The 20,114-nt window shown below is 68.7% G+C and carries 17 protein-coding genes; 6 read left to right on the top strand and 11 right to left on the bottom strand.

The features are described from left to right. Positions 1–117 precede the first annotated feature (117 nt). From ACFCYE_RS04285 to ACFCYE_RS04260, 6 genes are all read right to left on the bottom strand, one after another. Entirely contained in the window at positions 118–1,392 is a 1,275-nt protein-coding gene (locus tag ACFCYE_RS04285; protein ID WP_376177134.1) for an alpha-galactosidase, read from the bottom strand. Between the two features lie 17 nt (positions 1,393–1,409). Further along, positions 1,410–2,327, bottom strand: a complete 918-nt coding sequence (locus tag ACFCYE_RS04280) for an aldose 1-epimerase family protein (RefSeq protein ID WP_376176585.1) — start codon at positions 2,325–2,327, stop codon at positions 1,410–1,412. 2 nt (positions 2,328–2,329) lie between these two features. Beyond that, positions 2,330–3,847 (bottom strand): L-arabinose isomerase, encoded by a 1,518-nt coding sequence (gene araA / locus ACFCYE_RS04275; protein ID WP_376176583.1) that lies wholly within the window; start codon positions 3,845–3,847, stop codon positions 2,330–2,332. A gap of 11 nt (positions 3,848–3,858) precedes the next feature. Continuing rightward, positions 3,859–5,442: a xylulokinase gene (locus ACFCYE_RS04270; protein WP_376176581.1), complete on the bottom strand. Its 1,584-nt coding sequence runs from the start codon at positions 5,440–5,442 to the stop codon at positions 3,859–3,861. Continuing rightward, positions 5,439–6,158 carry an L-ribulose-5-phosphate 4-epimerase gene (locus ACFCYE_RS04265; protein WP_376176580.1) on the bottom strand — a complete coding sequence of 240 codons (720 nt, stop codon included), beginning with the start codon at positions 6,156–6,158 and terminating at the stop codon, positions 5,439–5,441. The genes ACFCYE_RS04270 and ACFCYE_RS04265 overlap by 4 nt, the downstream gene beginning before the upstream one ends. Positions 6,159–6,233: 75 nt before the next feature. After that, positions 6,234–7,247, bottom strand: a complete 1,014-nt coding sequence (locus tag ACFCYE_RS04260) for a LacI family DNA-binding transcriptional regulator (protein WP_376176578.1) — start codon at positions 7,245–7,247, stop codon at positions 6,234–6,236. 55 nt (positions 7,248–7,302) lie between these two features. On the opposite strand from ACFCYE_RS04260, the gene ACFCYE_RS04255 reads away from it, so the two are divergent. Next, complete coding sequence (locus ACFCYE_RS04255; RefSeq protein ID WP_376176577.1) at positions 7,303–8,148, top strand: NAD-dependent epimerase/dehydratase family protein; 846 nt, start codon at positions 7,303–7,305, stop codon at positions 8,146–8,148. Positions 8,149–8,202: 54 nt separating this feature from the next. On the opposite strand, the gene ACFCYE_RS04250 is transcribed toward ACFCYE_RS04255, so the two are convergent. Then, entirely contained in the window at positions 8,203–9,228 is a 1,026-nt protein-coding gene (locus ACFCYE_RS04250) for a LacI family DNA-binding transcriptional regulator (protein ID WP_376176575.1), read from the bottom strand. A 187-nt stretch (positions 9,229–9,415) separates the two neighbouring features. Between ACFCYE_RS04250 and ACFCYE_RS04245 the strand changes: the two genes are divergently transcribed. The 5 genes from ACFCYE_RS04245 (at position 9,416) to ACFCYE_RS04225 (ending at position 15,117) form a co-directional block, all read left to right on the top strand. Continuing rightward, a complete protein-coding gene (locus ACFCYE_RS04245) occupies positions 9,416–10,714 on the top strand; it encodes an ABC transporter substrate-binding protein (RefSeq protein ID WP_376176573.1) in 1,299 nt (432 codons plus the stop codon). Between the two features lie 59 nt (positions 10,715–10,773). Further along, positions 10,774–11,673, top strand: coding sequence for a carbohydrate ABC transporter permease (locus tag ACFCYE_RS04240; RefSeq protein WP_376176571.1), 900 nt, complete (start codon positions 10,774–10,776; stop codon positions 11,671–11,673). Between the two features lie 4 nt (positions 11,674–11,677). Continuing rightward, a complete protein-coding gene (locus ACFCYE_RS04235) occupies positions 11,678–12,568 on the top strand; it encodes a carbohydrate ABC transporter permease (protein WP_376176569.1) in 891 nt (296 codons plus the stop codon). Then, complete coding sequence (locus ACFCYE_RS04230) at positions 12,565–14,415, top strand: glycoside hydrolase family 127 protein (RefSeq protein ID WP_376176568.1); 1,851 nt, start codon at positions 12,565–12,567, stop codon at positions 14,413–14,415. The genes ACFCYE_RS04235 and ACFCYE_RS04230 overlap by 4 nt, the downstream gene beginning before the upstream one ends. Positions 14,416–14,514: 99 nt before the next feature. After that, on the top strand, positions 14,515–15,117 hold the full coding sequence (locus ACFCYE_RS04225; protein WP_376176566.1) for an HD domain-containing protein: 603 nt from the start codon (positions 14,515–14,517) through the stop codon (positions 15,115–15,117). A 43-nt stretch (positions 15,118–15,160) separates the two neighbouring features. On the opposite strand, the gene ACFCYE_RS04220 is transcribed toward ACFCYE_RS04225, so the two are convergent. The 4 genes from ACFCYE_RS04220 to ACFCYE_RS04205 form a co-directional block, all read right to left on the bottom strand. Beyond that, positions 15,161–16,198, bottom strand: a complete 1,038-nt coding sequence (locus ACFCYE_RS04220) for an ABC transporter permease (RefSeq protein WP_376176565.1) — start codon at positions 16,196–16,198, stop codon at positions 15,161–15,163. Beyond that, on the bottom strand, positions 16,195–17,265 hold the full coding sequence (locus ACFCYE_RS04215; protein ID WP_376176563.1) for an ABC transporter permease: 1,071 nt from the start codon (positions 17,263–17,265) through the stop codon (positions 16,195–16,197). The genes ACFCYE_RS04220 and ACFCYE_RS04215 overlap by 4 nt, the downstream gene beginning before the upstream one ends. Then, a complete protein-coding gene (locus tag ACFCYE_RS04210; protein ID WP_376176561.1) occupies positions 17,262–18,869 on the bottom strand; it encodes a sugar ABC transporter ATP-binding protein in 1,608 nt (535 codons plus the stop codon). Before ACFCYE_RS04210 ends, ACFCYE_RS04215 begins: the two co-directional genes overlap by 4 nt. An 83-nt stretch (positions 18,870–18,952) precedes the next feature. Continuing rightward, a complete protein-coding gene (locus tag ACFCYE_RS04205; protein WP_376176559.1) occupies positions 18,953–19,966 on the bottom strand; it encodes a substrate-binding domain-containing protein in 1,014 nt (337 codons plus the stop codon). Positions 19,967–20,114: the final 148 nt, after the last annotated feature.

The raw sequence follows: 20,114 nt of genomic DNA, 5'->3' as shown, positions 1-20,114 counted from the left end.
GGTGTGTTGACGTTAACAGTTGACGTCAACACACATCCAATCAGTCTCGTGCCCCGCACGGCAAGCCCCGCAGCTCTGCGAGGCCTGCCGATGCGGTGGGACCGGCCGAGCCGTGGGTCAGATGCGCAGCAGGGCGGCGCCGTGCGGCGGAAGCGCGACCCGCACGGCCGCACTCCCCGGCGCGACGCCGCGCGCGGCAGCGCTCTGCACCGCGACCGGCTCGAGCGGGACTTCGCGGCCGGTCCACAGTTCGGTGGCGACGCCGGATGCCGGGAACCCGATGTCACCGGCATCCAGCACGGCATCCATCGGCTGGGACCCGAGGTTGAACGCGGCGGCGTAGCGCTCGCCGTCTTCACCGTCGGCGGCCCAGAGCACCAGCGCGCCCTCGCGGAACACCTCTCGGTTGCGCGTGGAACGCTGCAGAACCGCGAGCACGTCCGCGTTCTGGAACAGCGCGATCGTCGCCGGGTCGGAGGAAGGCAGATCGCCGCCGATCATGAGCGGCGACCGGGCGATGATCCACAGCGTCAGCAGGGTGACCCGTTCGTCGGGCGTGAGCCGGTCGTCGCGGGGCTCACCGCGTTCGGCGCGGATACCGATCCGGCCGAGCGGCAGCATGTCGCCGTCCGGCCAGCCCTCGGCTCCTGCGAACGGCGCCCACCGCGCGAACCGGGCGAAGTTCGCCTCGACGTCCACCCACTGATCCCACAGGTCGTCGCAGATCCGCCACATGTCGGCGTGCCCTCGGAGATGATCCAGACGCTCGAGCGACAGATCGCGCCCCGGCGACAGGCTCAGCACGATGTCGCGACCGGACGTCCTGATCGCCGCAGCGTACGCCTCGACATCCGCCGCCTGGTACGGCCAGAGCATGTCGTCGGCCTTGATGAAGTCGACACCCCACTCGGCGTACAGCGCCAGCGTCGAGTCGTAGTACGCCTGCGCCGCCGGGTCGGTGTGGTCGAGCCCCAGCATGTCCGGGTTCCACTCGCACGCGTTGGTCGCGTCGGCGACGTCGGATGCCTTCGCATCCGTGCCGAGGATCGGCAGATTCTGCGCGACCGCCCGCCGCGGGATGCCACGCATCGTGTGGATGCCGAAGCGCAGGCCGAGTTCGTGCACGCGGGCGGCGAGCGGGCCGAATCCTGCCCCGCCAGCCGAACTCGGGAAGCGGTCGGGGTCGGGGATCAGGCGGCCGTACGCATCCAGGTGCAGCGGGGCGTCGGCGTTGTAGCCGTGCGAGCGCGCGGTGGGGTCGGCCCAGTCGATGTCGACGACGATCGTGTCCCAGCCGAAGCGCAGCAGGTGCTCGGCCATGAACTCGGCGTTGGCGATGACTTCGGCCTCGGTGACAGTGGTGCCGTAGCAGTCCCAGCTGTTCCACCCCATCGGCGGTCCCGACACGGTCACAGTGCGGCGATCCGCCAGGATGCCGCGTGCGATGCGCCCGGTTCCAGCACGACAAGGTCGACACCGGAGTTGAACGCATCGGGAGGGCAGGTCATCGGCTCGACCGCGAGACCGATCCGGTGGGTCGCCTCGATGCCGGTGTCGGCGGTGTGCACCTGCACCCATGGGCAGCGCTCGTCCCAGCGCATCGCGACCCCGGTCCCGTCGGCCACGGTGACACGCACCTCGGTGACGCCCTCCGCGTACGACAGGGAGGTGAACGCGTGGTCGATGAACACGTCGCCGATCGCGTGAGCCGACCGGAAGTCCCACTCCGGATGGGCCGTGATCGGCTCGACGGCGACGGGGCTCAGCCGATCGGGCGTCACGGTGAGGACCTCGGATGCCGGGAGGCTGAGCGCCCAGTCGTCCACGCGACCGGAACCGGCCACGAGGTACGGGTGCGGTCCGGTGCCCCAAGGGGCGGCATCCGCACCCAGATTGCGGGCCGTGACCGTCTGCTGCAGACCGTCGGCGTCGAGTCGGTACTCGGTCTCCACCTCGACGCGGAACGGATACCCGTCCTGCGGCGAGATGACCGCGAACAGCACCACCCGGTCGGCCTCGACCGCGCGGGGCAGGAAGTCCGTCCACGACAGCAGGCCGTGCAGCGCCTGTCCCCTGCCCGGCTCGGTGAGCGCGAGCTGGTGCTCGACACCCGCGAACGAGTAGCGGCCGTCCACGATGCGGTTCGGCCACGGTGCCAGGGTCGTGCCGCGGTAGCCGGGGCGGACCTCGTCCGCCTCGAACGGCACGACGAGGTCGCGGCCGTCGAACGCGAGCGCGCGCAGCGAGGCGCCGACGCTCGCGATGGCGGCCTGGTAGCCGTGCGCGGCGATCGTGAACTGCTCACCGGAGCGCGAGGAGCTGCCCATGGTCACAGCCCCTGCGCGAGACGATAGTAGGCCTGGTTCCAGCGGACCTGCTTCTGGAACTCGACCAGCGTGGTGTCCTCGTCGATGACGAGCAGTTCGACCTCGGCCATCTCGGCGAAGTCGCGGAACGCCTCCAGTCCCACAGCGGTCGACATCACGGTGTGGTGCGCGGCGCCGGCGGTCAGCCACGCGGCAGCCGAGGTGGTGAAGTCGGGTGCCGGCTTCCAGACGGCGCGGCCGACCGGGAGCTTGGGCAGCGAGGCCCGGGGCTCGACGTTCTCGACGACATTCGCGGTGAGGCGGAACCGGTCGCGCATGTCGCTCATGGCGACGACGACGGCGGGTCCGGCATCCGCGGTGAAGACGAGGCGGACCGGGTCGTCCTTGCCGCCGATGCCCAGTGGGTGGATCTCGAGCGTCGGCTTGGCCGTGGTCAGCGACGGCGAGACCTCGAGCATGTGCGCACCGAGGATGAGTTCGTCGCCCGGGGTCATGTCGTAGGTGTAGTCCTCCATGAGGCTCGCACCACCGGGGAGGTCGGCACCCATGACGTTCGCGATGCGGACCAGGACGGCGGTCTTCCAGTCGCCTTCTGCACCGAAGCCGTAGCCCTCGGCCATGAGGCGCTGGACCGCGAGACCGGGCAGCTGCTTGAGCTCGCCCAGGTCCTCGAACGACGTGGTGAAGGCGCCGAAGCCGCCCTCCTCCAGGAAGGACCGCAGGCCGATCTCGATCGCCGCGCCGTCGCGCAGCGACTGGTGGCGCTCGCCGCCCTTGCGCAGCTCGGGGACGACCTCGTAGAGCTCCTCGTACTCGGCGACCAGCGCGTCGATGTCGGACTCGGATGCCGCGGCGACCGCCTCGGCCAGCTCGTTCACGCCCCATGTGTTGACCTGCACGCCGAAGCGCAGCTCGGCTTCGGTCTTGTCGCCCTCCGTGACGGCGACGAAGCGCATGTTGTCGCCGAATCGGGCGAGCTTGAGCGAGCGGGCGGCGGCGAGGCCGGCCGCGGCGCGCTGCCACGTGCCCAGCTCCTGCTGGACGCGGGGGTCGGACGCGTGGCCGACGATCGTCTTGCGCGGGACGCCGAGGCGCGTCTGGATGTAGCCGAACTCGCGGTCGCCGTGCGCGGCCTGGTTCAGGTTCATGAAGTCGAAGTCGATGTCGGCCCACGGCAGCTCGACGTTGGCCTGCGTGTGCAGGTGCGCGAGCGGCTTCTGCAGCGCGTCGAGGCCGGCGATCCACATCTTGGCCGGGCTGAACGTGTGCATCCAGGCGACGAGACCGATGACCCTGTCGTCGGCGTTGGCCTCGAGGGCGGCCTTCTTGATCGCCGCCGAGTCGGTCAGGACCGGCTTCCAGACGATCTTCACGGGGACGTCGCCCGCGGCATCCAGAAGCGAAGCGATCTGCTGGGACTGCTCGGCGACCTGCGCGAGCGTCTCGGGTCCGTACAGGTGCTGGCTGCCGGTCAGGAACCAGACCTCGTAGCCGTCGAGGGAAGTGGTGAGCGTGGGCATTTCAGAATCCTTCAGAGGTTCTCGGTGGCGGCGGCCTCGATGGCCAGGCCCGCCCGGTAGCGGTCGAGGTAGGTCGTGAAGCCGGCGACGTCCGCCGGGTCCGGGTCTGCTGTGGAGAGGGATGCCGAGGCGAACACCTGCTCCTCGAGGAACGTGCCGAGGTCGGCGTCCTGCGCGTGCGCGAGGTATGACGCGAGCACCGCGATGCCCCACGCACCGCCCTCGCTCGCGAGCTCGCCGACCGCCACCGGCGCGTCGAGCGCTCCGGCGAGGAAGCGCTGGGCGACGCCTGCGGTGCGGAACATGCCGCCGTGCGCGAACATGCGGTCGAGTCCGACGCCCTCGGCGGAGAGCACCTGCATCCCCAGCGCAAGCGTGCCGAACACGCCGTACAGCTGCGCACGCATGAAGTTCGCCAGTGTGAAGGCGCTGTCCGGGGTGCGGACGAACAGCGGCCGCCCCTCGGTGAGACCCGCGATCGGCTCACCGGCGAGGTGGTTGTAGGCGATCAGGCCGCCGGCATCCGCTTCGCCCTCGAGCGCCTCGCGGAAGAGCGCCTCGAAGACGGCATCGTCGTCGAGCGGCTGCCCTGCTGCCGCGGAGAAGCGCGTGAAGAGCCCTGCCCAGGCGGCCAGCTCGCTGGCGCCGTTGTTGCAGTGCACCATGGCGACGGCATCGCCGGCGGGGGTGGTGACGAGGTCCAGTTCGTGGTGGACCTCGGCGAGCGGGTGCTCGAGCACGACCATCGCGAAGATGCTCGTTCCGGCTGAGACGTTGCCCGTCCGAGGGGCGACCGAGTTCGTCGCGACCATTCCGGTGCCGGCGTCGCCCTCGGGCGGACACAGCGGGATGCCGGACTGCAGCGCGCCGGTGGGATCCAGCAGTGCAGCGCCCTCTGCCGTCAGCGTGCCTGCGGCGGCACCGGCGGGAAGCACGGCGGGGAGCAGTTTCGTCACCGGAGCGGGAAGCCGGTCGGCGGCGCGCTCGTCGTAGGCCGCGATCATCCGCGCGTCGTAGTCGCGGGTCGCCGAGTCGATCGGGAACATGCCTGAGGCGTCGCCGACGCCCAGGACTCGTTCACCGGTGAGCTTCCAGTGCACGTAGCCGGCGAGGGTCGTGACGAAGTCGAGCTGCGGGACGTGCGCCTCCGCATCCACGACGGCCTGGTGCAGGTGCGCGATCGACCAGCGCAGCGGGATGTTCACACCCAGCAGTTCGGTCAGCTCGGCCGCCGCGACACCCGTGTTGGTGTTGCGCCAGGTGCGGAACGGGACGAGCAGGTCGCCCGCTTCGTCGAACGCGAGGTAGCCGTGCATCATGGCCGAGATGCCGATGGCGCCGAACGTCGCGGGCTTCACGCCGTACCGGTCGTGCGCGTCGGCGACGAGGTCGGCGAACGCGCTCTGCAGGCCCTGCCACACCTCGTCGATCGCGTAGGTCCAGAGGCCGTCCTCGAGCCGGTTCTCCCACGAGAACGAGCCGGTCGCGAGGACCTCTGTGGCGTCGGAGCCGATCAGGCACGCCTTGATGCGGGTCGAGCCGAACTCGATTCCGAGGCTCGTGCGACCCGCGAGGAGATCGTCGCGCGCGCTCATCGGCGGGCGTCCGAGTTCTGGCCGTACACGTTCTGGTACCGGTTGAAGAGGCTGTCGATCGCTTCTTGCGGGATCGGGATCAGGGGACCTGCTTCGCGGGCGTAGTGCACCGTGCGGGCGACGTCTTCGACCATGACGGCGGCCTTGACGGCGTCCTTCGCGTCGACCCCGATCGTGAACGGACCGTGGTTCTGCATGAGGACGGCGCGCGAGCGGTGTCCGGTGAGGGTCTGCACGATACCCCGGCCGATCGAGTCGTCGCCGATGATCGCGAACGGGCCGATCGGGATGGGCCCGCCGAATTCGTCCGCCATCGCCGTGATGACGCAGGGGATCTCCTCGCCGCGGGCGGCCCACGCGACGGCGAACGTCGAATGCGTGTGGACCACGCCGCCGACGTCGGGCATGTGGCGGTAGACGTAGGCGTGTGCGGCGGTGTCGCTGGACGGGCTCCGGTCGCTGCCCGCGGTACCCGGGATGACGTTGCCGTCGAGGTCGCACAGGATCATGTTGTCGGCCGTGAGGTCGTCATAGCTGACGCCGGACGGCTTGATCACGAACAGGTCGGCGCCGGGGACCCGGCCGGAGACGTTTCCTCCCGTCCACACGATCAGCTCGTACCGGACCAGTTCCCCGTGCAGTCGGGCGACGTCCTCGCGGACGGTCTGAATGGCGGCTTCGATCTCAGGGGCGAAGACAGGGGCTTCGTTGCTCACGGATACCTCATCATGCGGCGGATTCGTCGATCACTGTGACCGGTCACAGTAGTGTCCCATGGCGACGGGGCGTCGTCAAGGTCGCGGGGGCGCGATGGATGCGCGCGGCACGAGGACCGGGGCGACGGGCGCGAGATCGGATGCCGCGGCATCCGCCCCGGAGATCAGAGTCGCCACCGCACGGCGGGCGAGTTCGCCGAAGTCCTGGCGCACCGTCGTGAGCGGCGGCCAGTAGTACGCCGAGTCGGGGATGTCGTCGAAGCCGACGACGCTGACGTCGCCGGGGACGTCCTGCCCCGCCTCACGCAGTCCGGTGAGCAGGCCCAGCGCCATCTGATCGTTCGCCGCGAAGACCGCCGTGGCACCGGTGGCGCGAATGCCGTCGGCCGCGTCGTACCCGGAGCGCGCCGTCCAGTCGCCGATGAGGACGGGGCCCGCCGGCAGTCCGCGGTCGGCGAGTTCGGCCTGGAATCCCTCCACCCGCGATTCGGCCTCGAGCCAGTCGGCCGGCCCGGCCAGGTGCGCGATGCGGGTGTGACCGGCATCCGCCAGCGCGGCGACGGCGAGCCGTGCACCGGCGGCGTGATCGACCGAGAGGCCTCGGGCGCCGCGTCCGGCCGAATGCAGTGTGACGACGGGGATGCCGATGCGCGAGACATCGAGTGCGACGAGCGTCCTGGCGTGCGGCGCGACGACGACGATTCCCTCGACCCCCTGCGCGATCAGGTGATCGACGGCCGAGGCGACGGCCGCGTCGTCCGCGGCATCCGCGAAGGCCGCGCTCACCCAGTACCCGGCCTCTCGGGCGCTGGACTCGATCGCCGCGATGCTCCGAGACGGTCCGTACTGCAGCGCGTCGGAGGCCAGGATGCCGAGCGTGCGCGTGCGTCGCGTGCCCAGCGCTCTGGCGGCGTTGTTCATCCGATACCCGAGCTCGTCCATGGCGGCGAGCACACGTTCGCGGGTGCCTGCGGCGACCTCGGGGTGGTCGTTGAGCACACGGGAGACGGTCTGCCGGGAGACCCCGGCGAGCGCGGCGACCTCCCGCACGCCGATCGTGCGGGTGCCGTCGGATCTCGTCTCGCTCATCGCGATGAGTCTAGAGCCGTCGCCACGGGTGGTCGGGTCGTGGCACTCTGGACGCATGCGCATCGCACTCACCGGATCATCCGGCAAACTCGGCCGCGTCGTCGCACGGGAACTGCGCGCGAACGGATACGACGTCATCGGGATGGATGTCGCGGGCGACAGAGGCCCCGATTTCGTCCAGGTCGATCTCACCGACTACGGGCAGGTCGTCGACGCGTTCACCGCGGTCGGCGATCGGCACGACGGGATCGACGCGGTCGTCCATCTGGGCGCGATCCCCGCGCCGGGCATCCGCAGCGACGTCGCCACGTTCCACAACAACATGCCGGCGACGTTCAACGTCTTCTGGGCGGCGGTGCGGCTCGGCATCCGGCGGATCGTCTACGCGTCCAGCGAGACCGTGCTGGGCCTGCCGTTCGATGTGCCGCCGCCGTACATCCCCGTCGACGAGGACTATCCGGCCCGCCCCGAATCGGTGTACTCGCTCGTGAAGACGCTCGAGGAGCAGTTGGCGACGGAGCTCGTGCGCTGGCACCCGGATGTCTCGATCACCGCACTGCGGTTCTCGAACGTGATGGTCCCGGAGGACTACGCCGCCTTCCCCGCCTTCGACGGCGATGCGCTGCTGCGCAAGTGGAACCTGTGGGGCTACATCGACGCCCGCGACGGGGCGCAGGCCGTGCAGCGTGCGCTTGAGGTCGCCGCTCCCGGCTTCGACCGGTTCATCATCGCGGCCGCAGACACGGTGATGTCCCGCCCGAACGCCGAGCTCATCGCCGAGGTGTTCCCCGACGTGCCCGTGACGCGGGACGTGGCGCCGAACGAGACGCTGCTCTCGATCGAGCGGGCACGGCGCGTGCTCGGATTCGACCCGCAGCACTCCTGGCGCGATCACGTGTGAGGCGGCGCAGCGGCGGACATCGCCGGCCGCGTACGTCGCCGGCGTGCGCCGCGTCTACCGTCGCGCGATGGTGGACCCGCGGATGACCAGCCGCACCGGCAGCGTCCGCGTTCCGGACCCGATGTCCACACCGTCGATCGCCTCGAACACGCGCTGCGCGGCCTGACGGCCCAGCTGCTGCAGGTTGGCGTCGATGCTGGTCAGTTCGGGACGGGAGTTCGTCGCGATGACCTCCCAGTTGTCGTACCCCATGACGGCCAGGTCGTCCGGCACCGCACGACCGAGGTCGCGGGCCGAATCGAGCACACCGCGCGCGATCTGATCCGATCCGCAGAAGATCGCATCGATCTCGGGATGCCGTTGCAGCAGCAGGGCCGCGGCATCGCGTCCCCAGTGCTCGCTCCACTCCGAGAACATCGGCGCTCCGACGAGGTCGAGCCCTGCGTCGGCGAGCGCCGCCCGCGCTCCGGTCAGCCGGTCCTGCGCCGCCGCGTACGACGGATCACCGGAGATGTGGGCGATGCGTCGTCGCCCGCACGCGAGCAAGTGCTCGACCGCGAGGCGGCCGCCCTCGACGTTGTCCGGCGTCAGCGACAGGTCGCGCGGGTCGTCCGACGGCGCATATGCGTACACCACCGGCACGGGGATGTCCTGTCCCAATGAGGCCCGCGGGTCCGTCTGTCGACCGACGACGATGATCCCGTCGACGCGTCGGCTGAGCAGCTCGCGCAGATGGTGCTGCTCGCGGATCGCGTCGCCGCGCGCGTCGCAGAGGAAGACGTTGATCCGCCCGGCGCCGAAGGCGTCCTCGGCCCCCATGAGGATCGGCAGCATGAATCGACCCTCGAGATCGCTCGTGAGCAGACCCACGGTCCCCGTACGACCCGCCAGCAGGCCCTTCGCCATCGCGTTGGGGGTGAAGGCCAGTTCCGCCGCCGCTGCCATCACCCTGGCACGGGTCGCCGCCGCGACATCGCCGCGGTCGTTGAGCGCCTTGGATGCCGTGGCGATCGAGACGCCGGCGTGACGCGCGACGTCGCTGAGCGTCGCCGCCTTCGTCGCGGTCTCTCCTGCTGCCATCGCGTCCTCCTCGGTTTCGACGGGTGTCGAAGTGTTGCTGAAAGGTTATCGGACCGGTCCTTGACCGGGCGATGAATCACACGGTATACCTTTCCGAAAGGGATTTCGGTGATTTTCGATCCGGCCCCGGAATCCATCGACAGCATCCGCTCGAAACCGCTCGAGGAAGAGCCGAGGAGACACACCCATGCACACGCCCCGACGCCGCACGATCAGACGTGCGGCCATCGCCTTCGCCACCGCCGCAGTCCTGGTCGGCTCACTCGCCGCCTGCGCGAGCGCAGGCGACCCGGAAGAACCGGCCGAGTCGATCCCCGCAGAGGGCGTGGACGACGGGTCGACGTTGACCCTCTGGACCAGGGCTCCGCTGGAGCATCAGGCCAACCTCCTGGTCGACGCGTACAACGAGACGCACGAGAACCAGGTCGAGCTCACGGTCGTCCCGAACGACGACTACGTCGCCAAGGTCGGCGCGGCGGCGGGGTCAGGCGGACTGCCGGATCTGTTCGCTGCCGACATCGTGTACGTGCCGAACTGGGTGCAGCAGGGACTGTTCACCGATATCAGCGAGCAGGTCGACGGCCTCGACTTCAAGGACTCGATCAACGAAGGGCACCTGTCGGCCGGAACCTACGAGGACAAGGAGCACGTGCTCCCCTTCGTGCTCGATCTGTCGATGCTGTTCTGGAACAAGGAGCTCTTCGCCGAGGCCGGCCTCGACGCCGAGAAGGCACCGGCGACACTCGAGGAGTTCGCCGCAGCCGCGCAAGCGGTGCAGGCGCTGAACAAGCCGGACACCTACGGCACCGCCACCGGCCTGAACTGCGGCGGATGCCTCGTGTTCACCTGGTTCCCGTCCATCTGGGCATCCGACGAAGAGGTCCTGACCGACGACGGCACCGAGTCGCTGTTGAACGGCGACGCCGCCCAGGAGGTCTACGACACCTGGGCGGGACTTCAGGAGGCCGGCGCGATCCTGCCGAGCTCCACGGATGAGGCGGGTCCGACCTGGACCGCTGCATTCAGCGAGGGCAAGGTCGGCGTCATGCCGTTCCCCGCGACGCTGCTGCCCACGCTCGAATTCGACGCCGGTGTGGCGGGCCTTCCCGGTGTCGACGGCGGCGCATCCACGTTCGTCGGCGGCGACGGCATCGGCATCTCCAAGGACTCCGAGCAGTCTCCCCAGGCGTGGAACTTCCTGAACTGGATGATGTCCGAAGAGGCACAGGTGGAGGTCCTCGCACAGGACGGCAACGCGGTCTCGCGCGGCGACCTCGCCGACAACGAGTACGCCGCGGCCGACCCGCGTCTGGTCACGATCAACGAGGTGGCCGCCGAGGGCGACACCCCAGTGGCGATCAACTTCCAGCAGGCGTTCAACGCGCCGGGCAGCCCGTGGCTGAACCTTGTGCGCAACGCGGTCCTCAAGGGCACCGACACCGTCGACGCCGACAACGACGAGATCACCGCGATCCTCTCCCAGTGATCCGCTCGGCGGGGCGGCGCGAGCCGCCCCGCCGACCCTCTCGACCCCGAAGGCGGATGATGACCTCCACCGTGCTGCGCCGTCGGCGCTCGCGCACCCGATACGGCGGCCCCGTGCAGGGCTGGCTGTACGCCGCCCCGACCGCGATCTTCGTGGCGCTGCTTTTCATCGTGCCCCTGGTGCTCGTCTTCCAGATGTCGGCATCCGACTGGCCGCTGCTCAGCGGCAACCAGGGCGTCAACTTCCCCGACAACTACGTGGATGCCGTGAACCATCGGCTGTTCTGGGACTCGATCTGGTTCACCCTGAAGTACACCCTGATCGCGACCGTGCTGCTGATCGGGCTCGGCCTCGGCCTCGCGCTGCTCGTGCAGGAGTCCACCCGCTGGAAGGGGTTCCTCCGCACGGCGTTCCTCATTCCGAGCGCACTGGGCCTGGCATCCGCATCCCTGCTGTTCTACGTGCTGTACTCCCCCATCGCCGGCCCGTTCGCCGACCTCATGAAGTCCTGGGGGATCACCTTCCTCGGCACGCCGGAGGGCGCCCTGTGGTCGACGATCTTCCTGATCGTCTGGCGCTACGCCGGGTTCTACATGCTGCTCATGCTCGTGGGGCTCCAGGGGATACCCGACGACGTCTACGAGGCCGCGCGCATCGACGGCGCGAACCGCTGGCAGACCTTCCGCGACATCACCGTGCCGCTGCTGCGCCCGACCTTCGCCCTGACGATCGTGATGTGCGTGACCGGGTCGCTGCTCGCGTTCGAGCAGTTCTACATCCTCACCAAGGGCGGTCCGGACAACAGCACGATGACCGTGGTGCAGCTCATCTACAACGTCGCGTTCCAGGGACAGAACAGCCTGGGCATCGCCGGCGCCCTCTCGGTCATCGTGCTCCTGGCGCTGATCATCATCAACGTCTTCCAACTGCGCGCCTTCCGGCGCCCGGACGAGAGCTGAACCCATGTCTCAGACACTGACCCGCACTCTCGTCGCGCCGGATCATCAGCCGACTCCTCCTCGGTACCGCTCCAGGACGAAGCGCCTCGTCTACGGCATCCCGTACTGGGTGTTCACGACGGCGCTGGCCGTGATCTTCCTCTACCCGCTGATCTGGACCGGGGTCTCGAGCGTCAGCCCACTGGCCGGGACGAGCCAGACCGACGGCTGGGGCTTCGGGAACTACGCCGCGCTCGGCGAGTACCAGGCCGGCATCTGGGTGTACCTGGGCAACTCGCTGTTCGTCTCGGTGCTGACCGTCGCCCTCACGCTGTTCATCTCGCTTCTGGGCGGCTATGCATTCGCGCGCTTCTCGTTCCCCGGCAAGAACGCGTTGTTCCTGCTGACACTGGCGATTCTGATGGTGCCCTATGCGACACTGCTGATCCCGCTGTACGTGATCCTGAACTCGGTCGGACTGCAGAACTCGCTGGTCGGAGTGGCGCTGGTGATCACGATGTTCCAGCTGCCGTTCTCGATGTTCATGATGCGCATCTCGTTCGAATCGATCCCGCGCGAGATGGACGAGGCCGCGATGGTCGACGGATGCTCCAGCTGGAGCGCCCTGTGGCGCGTGCTGCTTCCGGCGGTCAAGCCGGGCCTGGTCACGGTCGGGCTGTTCGCGTTCCTGACCGCATGGAACGACTTCATGGCACCGCTGATCCTCATCAGCGACTCGAACCGGATGACGCTGCCGCTGGCCGTCGCCAATCTCCGCGGGCAGGTGCAGGGGGTGGTCGACTACGGAGCCACCGAGGCCGGCGTCGTCGTGCTCGCTCTGCCCTGCATCCTTCTCTTCCTGATCCTCCAACGGCACTACGTGCGCGGATTCATGTCCGGCGCCTTCAAGGGATGACCATGACTCACACCCCCACCGCCCCCGTCGTCCCATCGCGCGGACGCCTGCGCCCTCTCGGCCTCGACGAGGTGACGATCACCGGCGGCTTCTGGGCCGAGCGCCAGCGCGTGAACGGTACGGCGACGCTCGATCACATCGCATCCCGCCTGGAATCCGAGGGCTGGCTGGGCAACTTCGACCTCGCGGCATCCGGGGCCCTCCCCGCCGGGCGGCGGGGCCGCGAGTTCGCCGACTCCGAGATCTACAAGTACCTCGAGTCGGTCGCCTGGGAGATCGGGCGGACGGATGCCGTCGCATCCTCTCCGCTCGAAGCGCGTTTCCGTGCGATCGTCGCGCGCGTCGCCGCCGCGCAGGAGCCCGACGGCTACCTGAACACCGCGTTCGGACGCCCCGGGCAGGGCGCGCGATGGTCGGATCTGGAATGGGGGCACGAGCTGTACTGCCTCGGCCACCTGTTCCAGGCCGCAGTCGCCCGTGTGCGCACCCGACCGGATGCCGATGACGGCCTCGTCGCGATCGCCAGGCGTGCCGCGGAACTGGTGTGCCGCGAGTTCGGTCCGGACGGACGGGATGCGATCTGCGGGCACGCCGAGGTCGAGGTCGGACTCGCCGAGCTCGGCCGCGCACTGGGCGAGCAGCGCTTCGTCGATCAGGCCGCGCTGTTCATCGAACGGCACGGACGCGGCACGCTGCGCGATATCGAGTGGAGCCGGAAGTACTACCAGGACGACGTGCCGGTGCGCGAAGCCTCGGCGCTGCGGGGGCATGCCGTGCGCGCGAACTATCTGTCGGCGGGCGCCGCGGATGTGGCGGTCGAGCGCGGCGACGACGAATTGCTCTCCGCCTTGCGCGAGCAGTGGGCGCGTACTGTCGAGCGTCGCACGTACATCACCGGCGGGCAGGGGTCGCACCATCAGGACGAGGCGTTCGGGGACGACTGGGAGCTGCCGAACGACCGCGCCTACTCGGAGACGTGCGCCGGCATCGGATCGGTGATGTTCTCGTGGCGACTGCTGCTGGCGACCGGCGATCAGGCATACGGGGACATGATCGAACGGACGCTGTTCAACGTCGTGGCGACCTCACCGGCGCCGGACGGAAAGGCGTTCTACTACGCGAACACGCTGCATCAGCGGGTGCCGGGCGTCCCGGCCGACCCGGACGCCACATCGTCTCGCGCGTCGTCGTCTCTGCGCGCGCCGTGGTTCGAGGTGTCGTGCTGTCCACCGAACGTCGCCCGCACCTTCGCCAGTCTGGAGGCCTACGTCGCGACCGCGGACGATGACGGTGTGCAGCTGCATCAGTACGCACCGTCGCAGGTGCGCACGTCGCTCCCGGATGGTCGGGTCGCCGCGTTCGAGGTGGCCACGGAGTACCCGTCGGACGGGCACGTGCGGATCACGATCGCCGAGGACGGCGAATGGACGTTGACGCTGCGGGTGCCGGCCTGGGCTGACGGGGCGACGCTGCGGGTGGACGGTGCCAGGACGGCCGTGTCTTCGGGCGTTGCGACGGTGCGGCGCGCGTTCAGACGAGGAGACGTCGTGGAACTGGATCTGCCGGTGGCACCGCGCGTTTCCGAGCCTGACCCCCGAGTGGATGCCGTCCGCGGCTGCGTCGTCGTCGAACGAGGGCCCGAGGTGCTCGCGCTGGAGTCGACCGATCTCGGCTCGGACGTCGTGGACGCCGTGATCGACGGCGACCCTGTGGAGCGCGACGGCCGGGTCGTCGTGCCGGTGCGGAATCGATCGACGGGTTCCGTGGTGGAGGCCCCGCTCGTGCCTTATCACGACTGGGCGCAGCGCGGACCATCGACCATGCGGGTGTGGATCCCGACGAGCTGATCGGCTGCTTCCGTTCGGATCGCGCGAATGGCGGCATTCCGACGGACCTTGTCGCTCTTCGCGCGATCCGCAACGGAGTGCGTTCACTACGCTCGCTGCATGCGCATCTCCGACTTCGCCGTGCCCGACACTCCCGCGACCCGAGGCGCCCGCGAGCTGATGGACGAGCACCACTCCCCCGCGCTGCGCCACCACGTGCAGCGCTCCTGGCTGTGGGCCGAGGCGTTCGCGGCCATCGAGGGGCGCGTGGGCGTCGACCACGAGTTGCTCTACGCCGCGGCCCTGCTGCACGACATCGGGCTCGCGCCGGCATTCGACAACCACAGGCTCGGCTACGAAGAGGCGGGAGGCCACGTCGGCGAGGCGATGGCAGCGGGCGCCGGCTGGCAGGCGGAGCGCCGACAGCGCATCATCGAGGTCATCGTGCGGCACAACTGGCCGGAGGTCGACCCCGCGTTCGATCTCGAAGGGTATCTGCTCGAGACGGCCACCGGCCTCGACATCTCCGGGCGACGCGACGCAGAGATCCCGCTCGAATTCCGCCGAGAGGTGCTCGCCTCCTTCCCGCGTCTCGGCCTGGCGGAGGAGTTCGGCGCGCGCGTGCGGGAACAGGCCGGTCGCAAGCCGCACAGCCACGCTCGTCGCCTGCACGACGGCGGCCTCATCGACAAGCTCGCAGCGAACCCGCTCGAGCGCCTCTGAGGCCGGCCGGCCGGCTGAGGCTGCGCGAGGGTCCCGACGAGGGCTACTCCTTCTTGCGTGTCACCGCCCGCTGCAGCAGCACGAACACGAGCAGGATGCCGCCGGTGATGATCGTCGTCATCTCGGGCGGGATGCCGCCGTCGCGCGTGATCAGGACGTTCATGAGCCCCAGCACGAGGGCACCGATGACGGATCCGAGCACGTAGCCGTAGCCGCCAGTGAGCACGGTGCCGCCGATGACGGCCGCGGCGATCGCGTCGAGCTCCCAGCCGACGCCCGTGATGTTCTGCGCGGTGCCGATCCTGGCCGTGTAGAGCACAGCCGCGAGACCTGCGAGCGTCCCGCTGATCACGTACACGAGCACCTTGGTGCGATTCACCGGCAGTCCCATCAGCAGCGCGGAGTTCTCCGACCCGCCGATCGCGTACACCGTTCGCCCGGTGCGCGTGCGGTGCAGCACGAAGAACGCCACCGCGACCACCACCACGGCGATGATGACCGCCGGCGTGATCACGAGGTCGTTGACCTTCGGTCCGTCGATGATCTTGAGCTGCTGGCCGAGCCAGCGGATCGGCGACTCCTCGCCGAGTCGCTCGGCCTTCGTGCTGAGCAGGGATGCGAGTCCGCGGCCGAGGAACATCATGGCCAGCGTCGCGATGAACGGCTGCACGTTGAAGTATCGGATCAGGATGCCGGAGACGACGCCGAACGCCGACCCGATGAGGATCATCGTGATGATCACGGCGAACGCGTTCCACCCTGCGCCGGCCAGCATCACACCGGCGACCGAAGAGACCGCGATGATCGCACCGACCGAGAGGTCGATGCCGCCGGTGATGATGACGAACGTGAGCGCGACGGCGAGCACGATGAGGTGCGCGTTGTTGATCAGCAGGTTCGACAGCGTGCTGGCCTGCACGATGCGCCCATAGGCGATCTCGCCGTACACGACCATTCCGACGAAGATGACGACCGATGCGACGGTCGGCAGCACCGACGGGTTGGCCTTCACTGCGCGGCTGACGCGGTCGACGAACGTGGACGACTCCGACCCGGTCTCGGTCACCGTCAGGGCGGTCATGCCGCCACCTCCTCTTTCAACTGGGCGGCAGGCGGTGGGGTCACCGACGCCTTCCGTGCGCGGAACCAGCTGCGCACCCGCTCGGACTGCAGCAGGCACAGCACGACGATCACGATCGCCTTGAACGCCGGTGTCGCCGACGAGGAGACGCCGAGGAACAGCACGGTCTTGTCGAGCGTGGCGATCAGCAGGGCGCCGACGAAGGCGCCGCTGAGCGAGAACTTGCCGCCCGCGAGCGAGGCGCCGCCGATGACGACGGCGAGGATCGCGTCGAGTTCGAGCTGATATCCGGTGCGCGAGATATCGACGGTCATGACGCTGCCGACCGCCATGATGCCGGCGATGCCCGCGAGGATGCCGCTGAGGATGTAGGTCGTCAGCAGCAGTCCCTTCGGCTTGATGCCCGCCATCCGACTGGCCTTCGGGTTGATGCCGATCGCCTCGATCATGAGTCCGAGTGCGCTGCGGCGGACGACCCAGCCGACCAGGATGACGATCAGCACCGCGAGGATGAACACCACGGGGATGCCGAGGACGTATCCGTTCGAGACCCAGCGGAACGCGTCGTTCGACGCGGTCGTGTTCTGCCCGCCGGTGATCACCTTCGCGATTCCGCGGCCGGCGAGCATCAGCACGAGCGTGGCGATGAACGGTTGCAGCCCGACATAGGCGACCAGCACACCGTTGAGCGCGCCGAGGACGCCGGTGATGAGCAGCGCGAGCCCGACGGCGGCGAACGCGGCGCCCGCCGACCCATCGGCGGCGCTGAGGAACTCCATCGAGACCGCACCGGCCACGGCCATCAGAGAGCCGACCGAGAGGTCGATGCCGCCGGTGGCGATGACGAGGGACATGCCTATCGCGATCATCATGATCGGCGCCGCCTGGCGCAGGATGTCGATCACGTTGCCGACGAGGTGACCGTTGTTCGGGTTCACCGACATCGCGAGATAGGTCGGGTCCTTGATCAGATTCAGCGCGAGCAGGGCGACGATCGCGACGATCCCCCAGAAGAACGGCTTGTGGATGAGCTCACGCCAGAACGACGTGCCGGATGCCGCGGTCATCGCGCTTCCTCCTTGTCAGCGGTGTGCGCGATCGTATCGGGTGCCGCGCCCTCCGTCTCCTCGAGCGTCTCCGCGGCGGCCTCGGTGCCGTGCGCGGCGATCACGTCGACGATCTCCTGCGCGGTCACATCAGGACCGTTCTGGATCTCGCCGATCTTGCGATGGTCCTTGAGCACGACGATCCGCTCCGAGAGCCGGACCACCTCTTCCAGTTCGGACGAGATGAACACGACGGCGACGCCGTCTTCGGCGAGTTCGGCGACCGCCTCCTGGATCTCGGCCTTCGCGCCGACGTCGATCCCCCGTGTGGGTTCGTCGAGGATCAGCAGGTCGGGTTTCGTCGCCAGCCAGCGCCCCAGGAGCACCTTCTGCTGGTTGCCGCCGGAGAGGTTCTTGATCATGCGATCGGGGTCGGCCGGGCGCACGTTGAGTTCGGTGATGTACTTCGCAACGATCGCGTCCTGCTCCTTGCGCGGCATCGGCTTCGCCCAGCCGCGCTCGGCCTGCACGGCGAGGATGATGTTCTCCCGGACGGTGAGATCGCCGATGATGCCCTCGTCGCGTCGGTTCTCCGTGGAGAACGCGATGCGCTTGGCCAGCCCGTCGGAGGGCGACTTCAACTCCGCCTTGACCCCGTTCACCGAGATGGAGCCGGCATCCGGGCGGTCGGCTCCGTAGAGCAGACGAGCGAGCTCGGTGCGTCCCGAGCCGAGGAGACCTGCGAAACCGACCACTTCGCCGGGACGGATGTCGAGATCGGTCGCCTCGACGGATCCGCGGCGGGCGACGCCGGATGCCGACAGCACCGGCTGCTCGTCCGCCTGTCGCGGCGCGGTGCGACGGTTGCCGCCGAGCGACTTCAACGAATCGAGGTCCTTGCCGATCATGGTGGAGATGAGCGCATGACGGTCGAGATCGCGCGTGAGGAACTCGCCCTGGTACTGACCGTTGCGCAGCACCGTCAGGCGATCGCTGATCGCATAGATCTGGTCGAGGAAGTGCGAGACGAAGAGGATGGCGACGCCCTGGTCGCGCAGGGTGCGCATCACCGTGAACAGGCCTTCGACCTCGGCTGCGTCGAGACTCGACGTTGGCTCGTCGAGGATGAGCACCTTGGCCTTGATCGCCATGGCACGGCTGATCGCGACGAGCTGTTGAACCGCGATCGACAGCGTCGACAGCGGCTTGTGCGTGTCGAGGTGCTCCAGCCCGAGTCGGGCGAGCGCGTCGGTCGCGGCGCGGTGGGTCGCGCGCCAGTTGATGCCGAAGGGACCACGGACCTCGTGGCCGAGCATCACGTTCTCGCCGATCGACAGGTTGGGGGCCAGGTTCACCTCCTGGTAGACCGTGGAGATCCCGGCATCCTGAGCGTCGGACGTGCCGGCGAAGCTGCGCGGCGCACCGGCGACGACGATCGAGCCCGAGTCGATCTGGTAGACACCGGTGAGCGCCTTGATCAGGGTCGACTTGCCGGCGCCGTTCTCACCCATGAGGGCGTGCACCTCGCCCTGGAACAGGCGGAAGTCGACGCCGTCGAGGGCTTTCACTCCGGGGAACTCGATCGAGATCCCGCGCATCTCGACGATGGGCAGTTCTTCGTTCATCGCTGACTCTCGGTTTGGAGGATGGGATGCCGGGGCGGCGCAGTTCGCTGCGCCGCCCCGGCACTCGTTGCGATCGTGGGCGATCAGTACTTGCGGTCCGCGAGGACGGCCTGAGCCGCCTCCGCGGAGTCGAACGCCTCGCTCGGAACGACGATGTACGACTCGACCTCTTCACCGGCGAGCGTCTTCTCGACGACCTCGAGTGCGGTCTCGCCGAACAGCGGGTTGTACTCGTGGACGTAGCTGAGCTGACCGTCGGCGAGCGCCTGCATGGCGTTCTTGGTGCCGTCGATCGTGGCGATCTTGACGTCCTCGCCGATCACGAGACCGGCTTCCTCTGCCGCCTGCGCGGCGCCGAGGCCCATCTCGTCGTTCTGTGCGAACACGAACTGGATGTCGTTGTTGTTCGCCTTCAGCATCGTCTCGAAGACACTCTTGCCCTCTTCCGCCGACCAGTTCGCGGTCTGCGCGTCGACCAGGGCGAGCGACGAGTCGCCGAGGCCCTCTTCGAAGCCCTCGTTGCGCTCGTTGACCACGCCGACGCCGGCCGGGCCCTCCAGAACGACGTAGTTGCCGCCGTCGGCGAAGGCGGTGGCAGCCCAGGCGCCCACTTCCTTGGCGACCTCGACGTTGTCGGGGGCGATGCGGGTGACGTACAGGCTGTCGTCATCCGGCTCGATACCGCGGTCGAGCAGGATGACGGGGATCTCCGCCTCCTGTGCGCGCTTGAGCGAGTCCTCCCAGCCGGACGCCTCGGTGGCGGACAGCAGGATGACGTCGACGCCCTCGTCGACGAACGACGTGAACGCGTCGATCTGCGACTTCTGATCGAGGTTGGTGGCCGGTGCGTACTTGAGCTCATATCCGGCGTCCTCCGTGAAGGTGTCCTGGACGTTCTGCTCGTTGGCCTCGCGCCACGCGCCCTCGGGGCCGACGGCGACGAAACCGACGGTGGTCAGCTCGCCGGAGCCGCTCTCGCCGCCCGAGCCCTCACCGCTGCCGCCGCCGTCACCGGTAGAGCAGGCTGCCAGACCGAATACCAGGGCGCCTGCAGCGGCCAGGCCGAATACGGTGCGAATGCGCTTCTTCGCGGACATGTTTCTCCTCCTTGAGACGCCGAGACTCCCCGGCCGGACCGACGTGGTCCCCTGCGTGATTGCAGGACGCCTGAGGGCGTCCTGCTCGTGATGTTACCGGGAACATTTTGTGGAACACAACACATTGGCGAAACTGTGACCTTTAAAC

The organism is Microbacterium sp. NPDC056234 (assembly GCF_042267585.1).
GTDB lineage: Bacteria > Actinomycetota > Actinomycetes > Actinomycetales > Microbacteriaceae > Microbacterium.
Note: the sequence above shows the minus strand (reverse complement) of the source record. Positions and strands in the feature narration are given on the sequence as shown.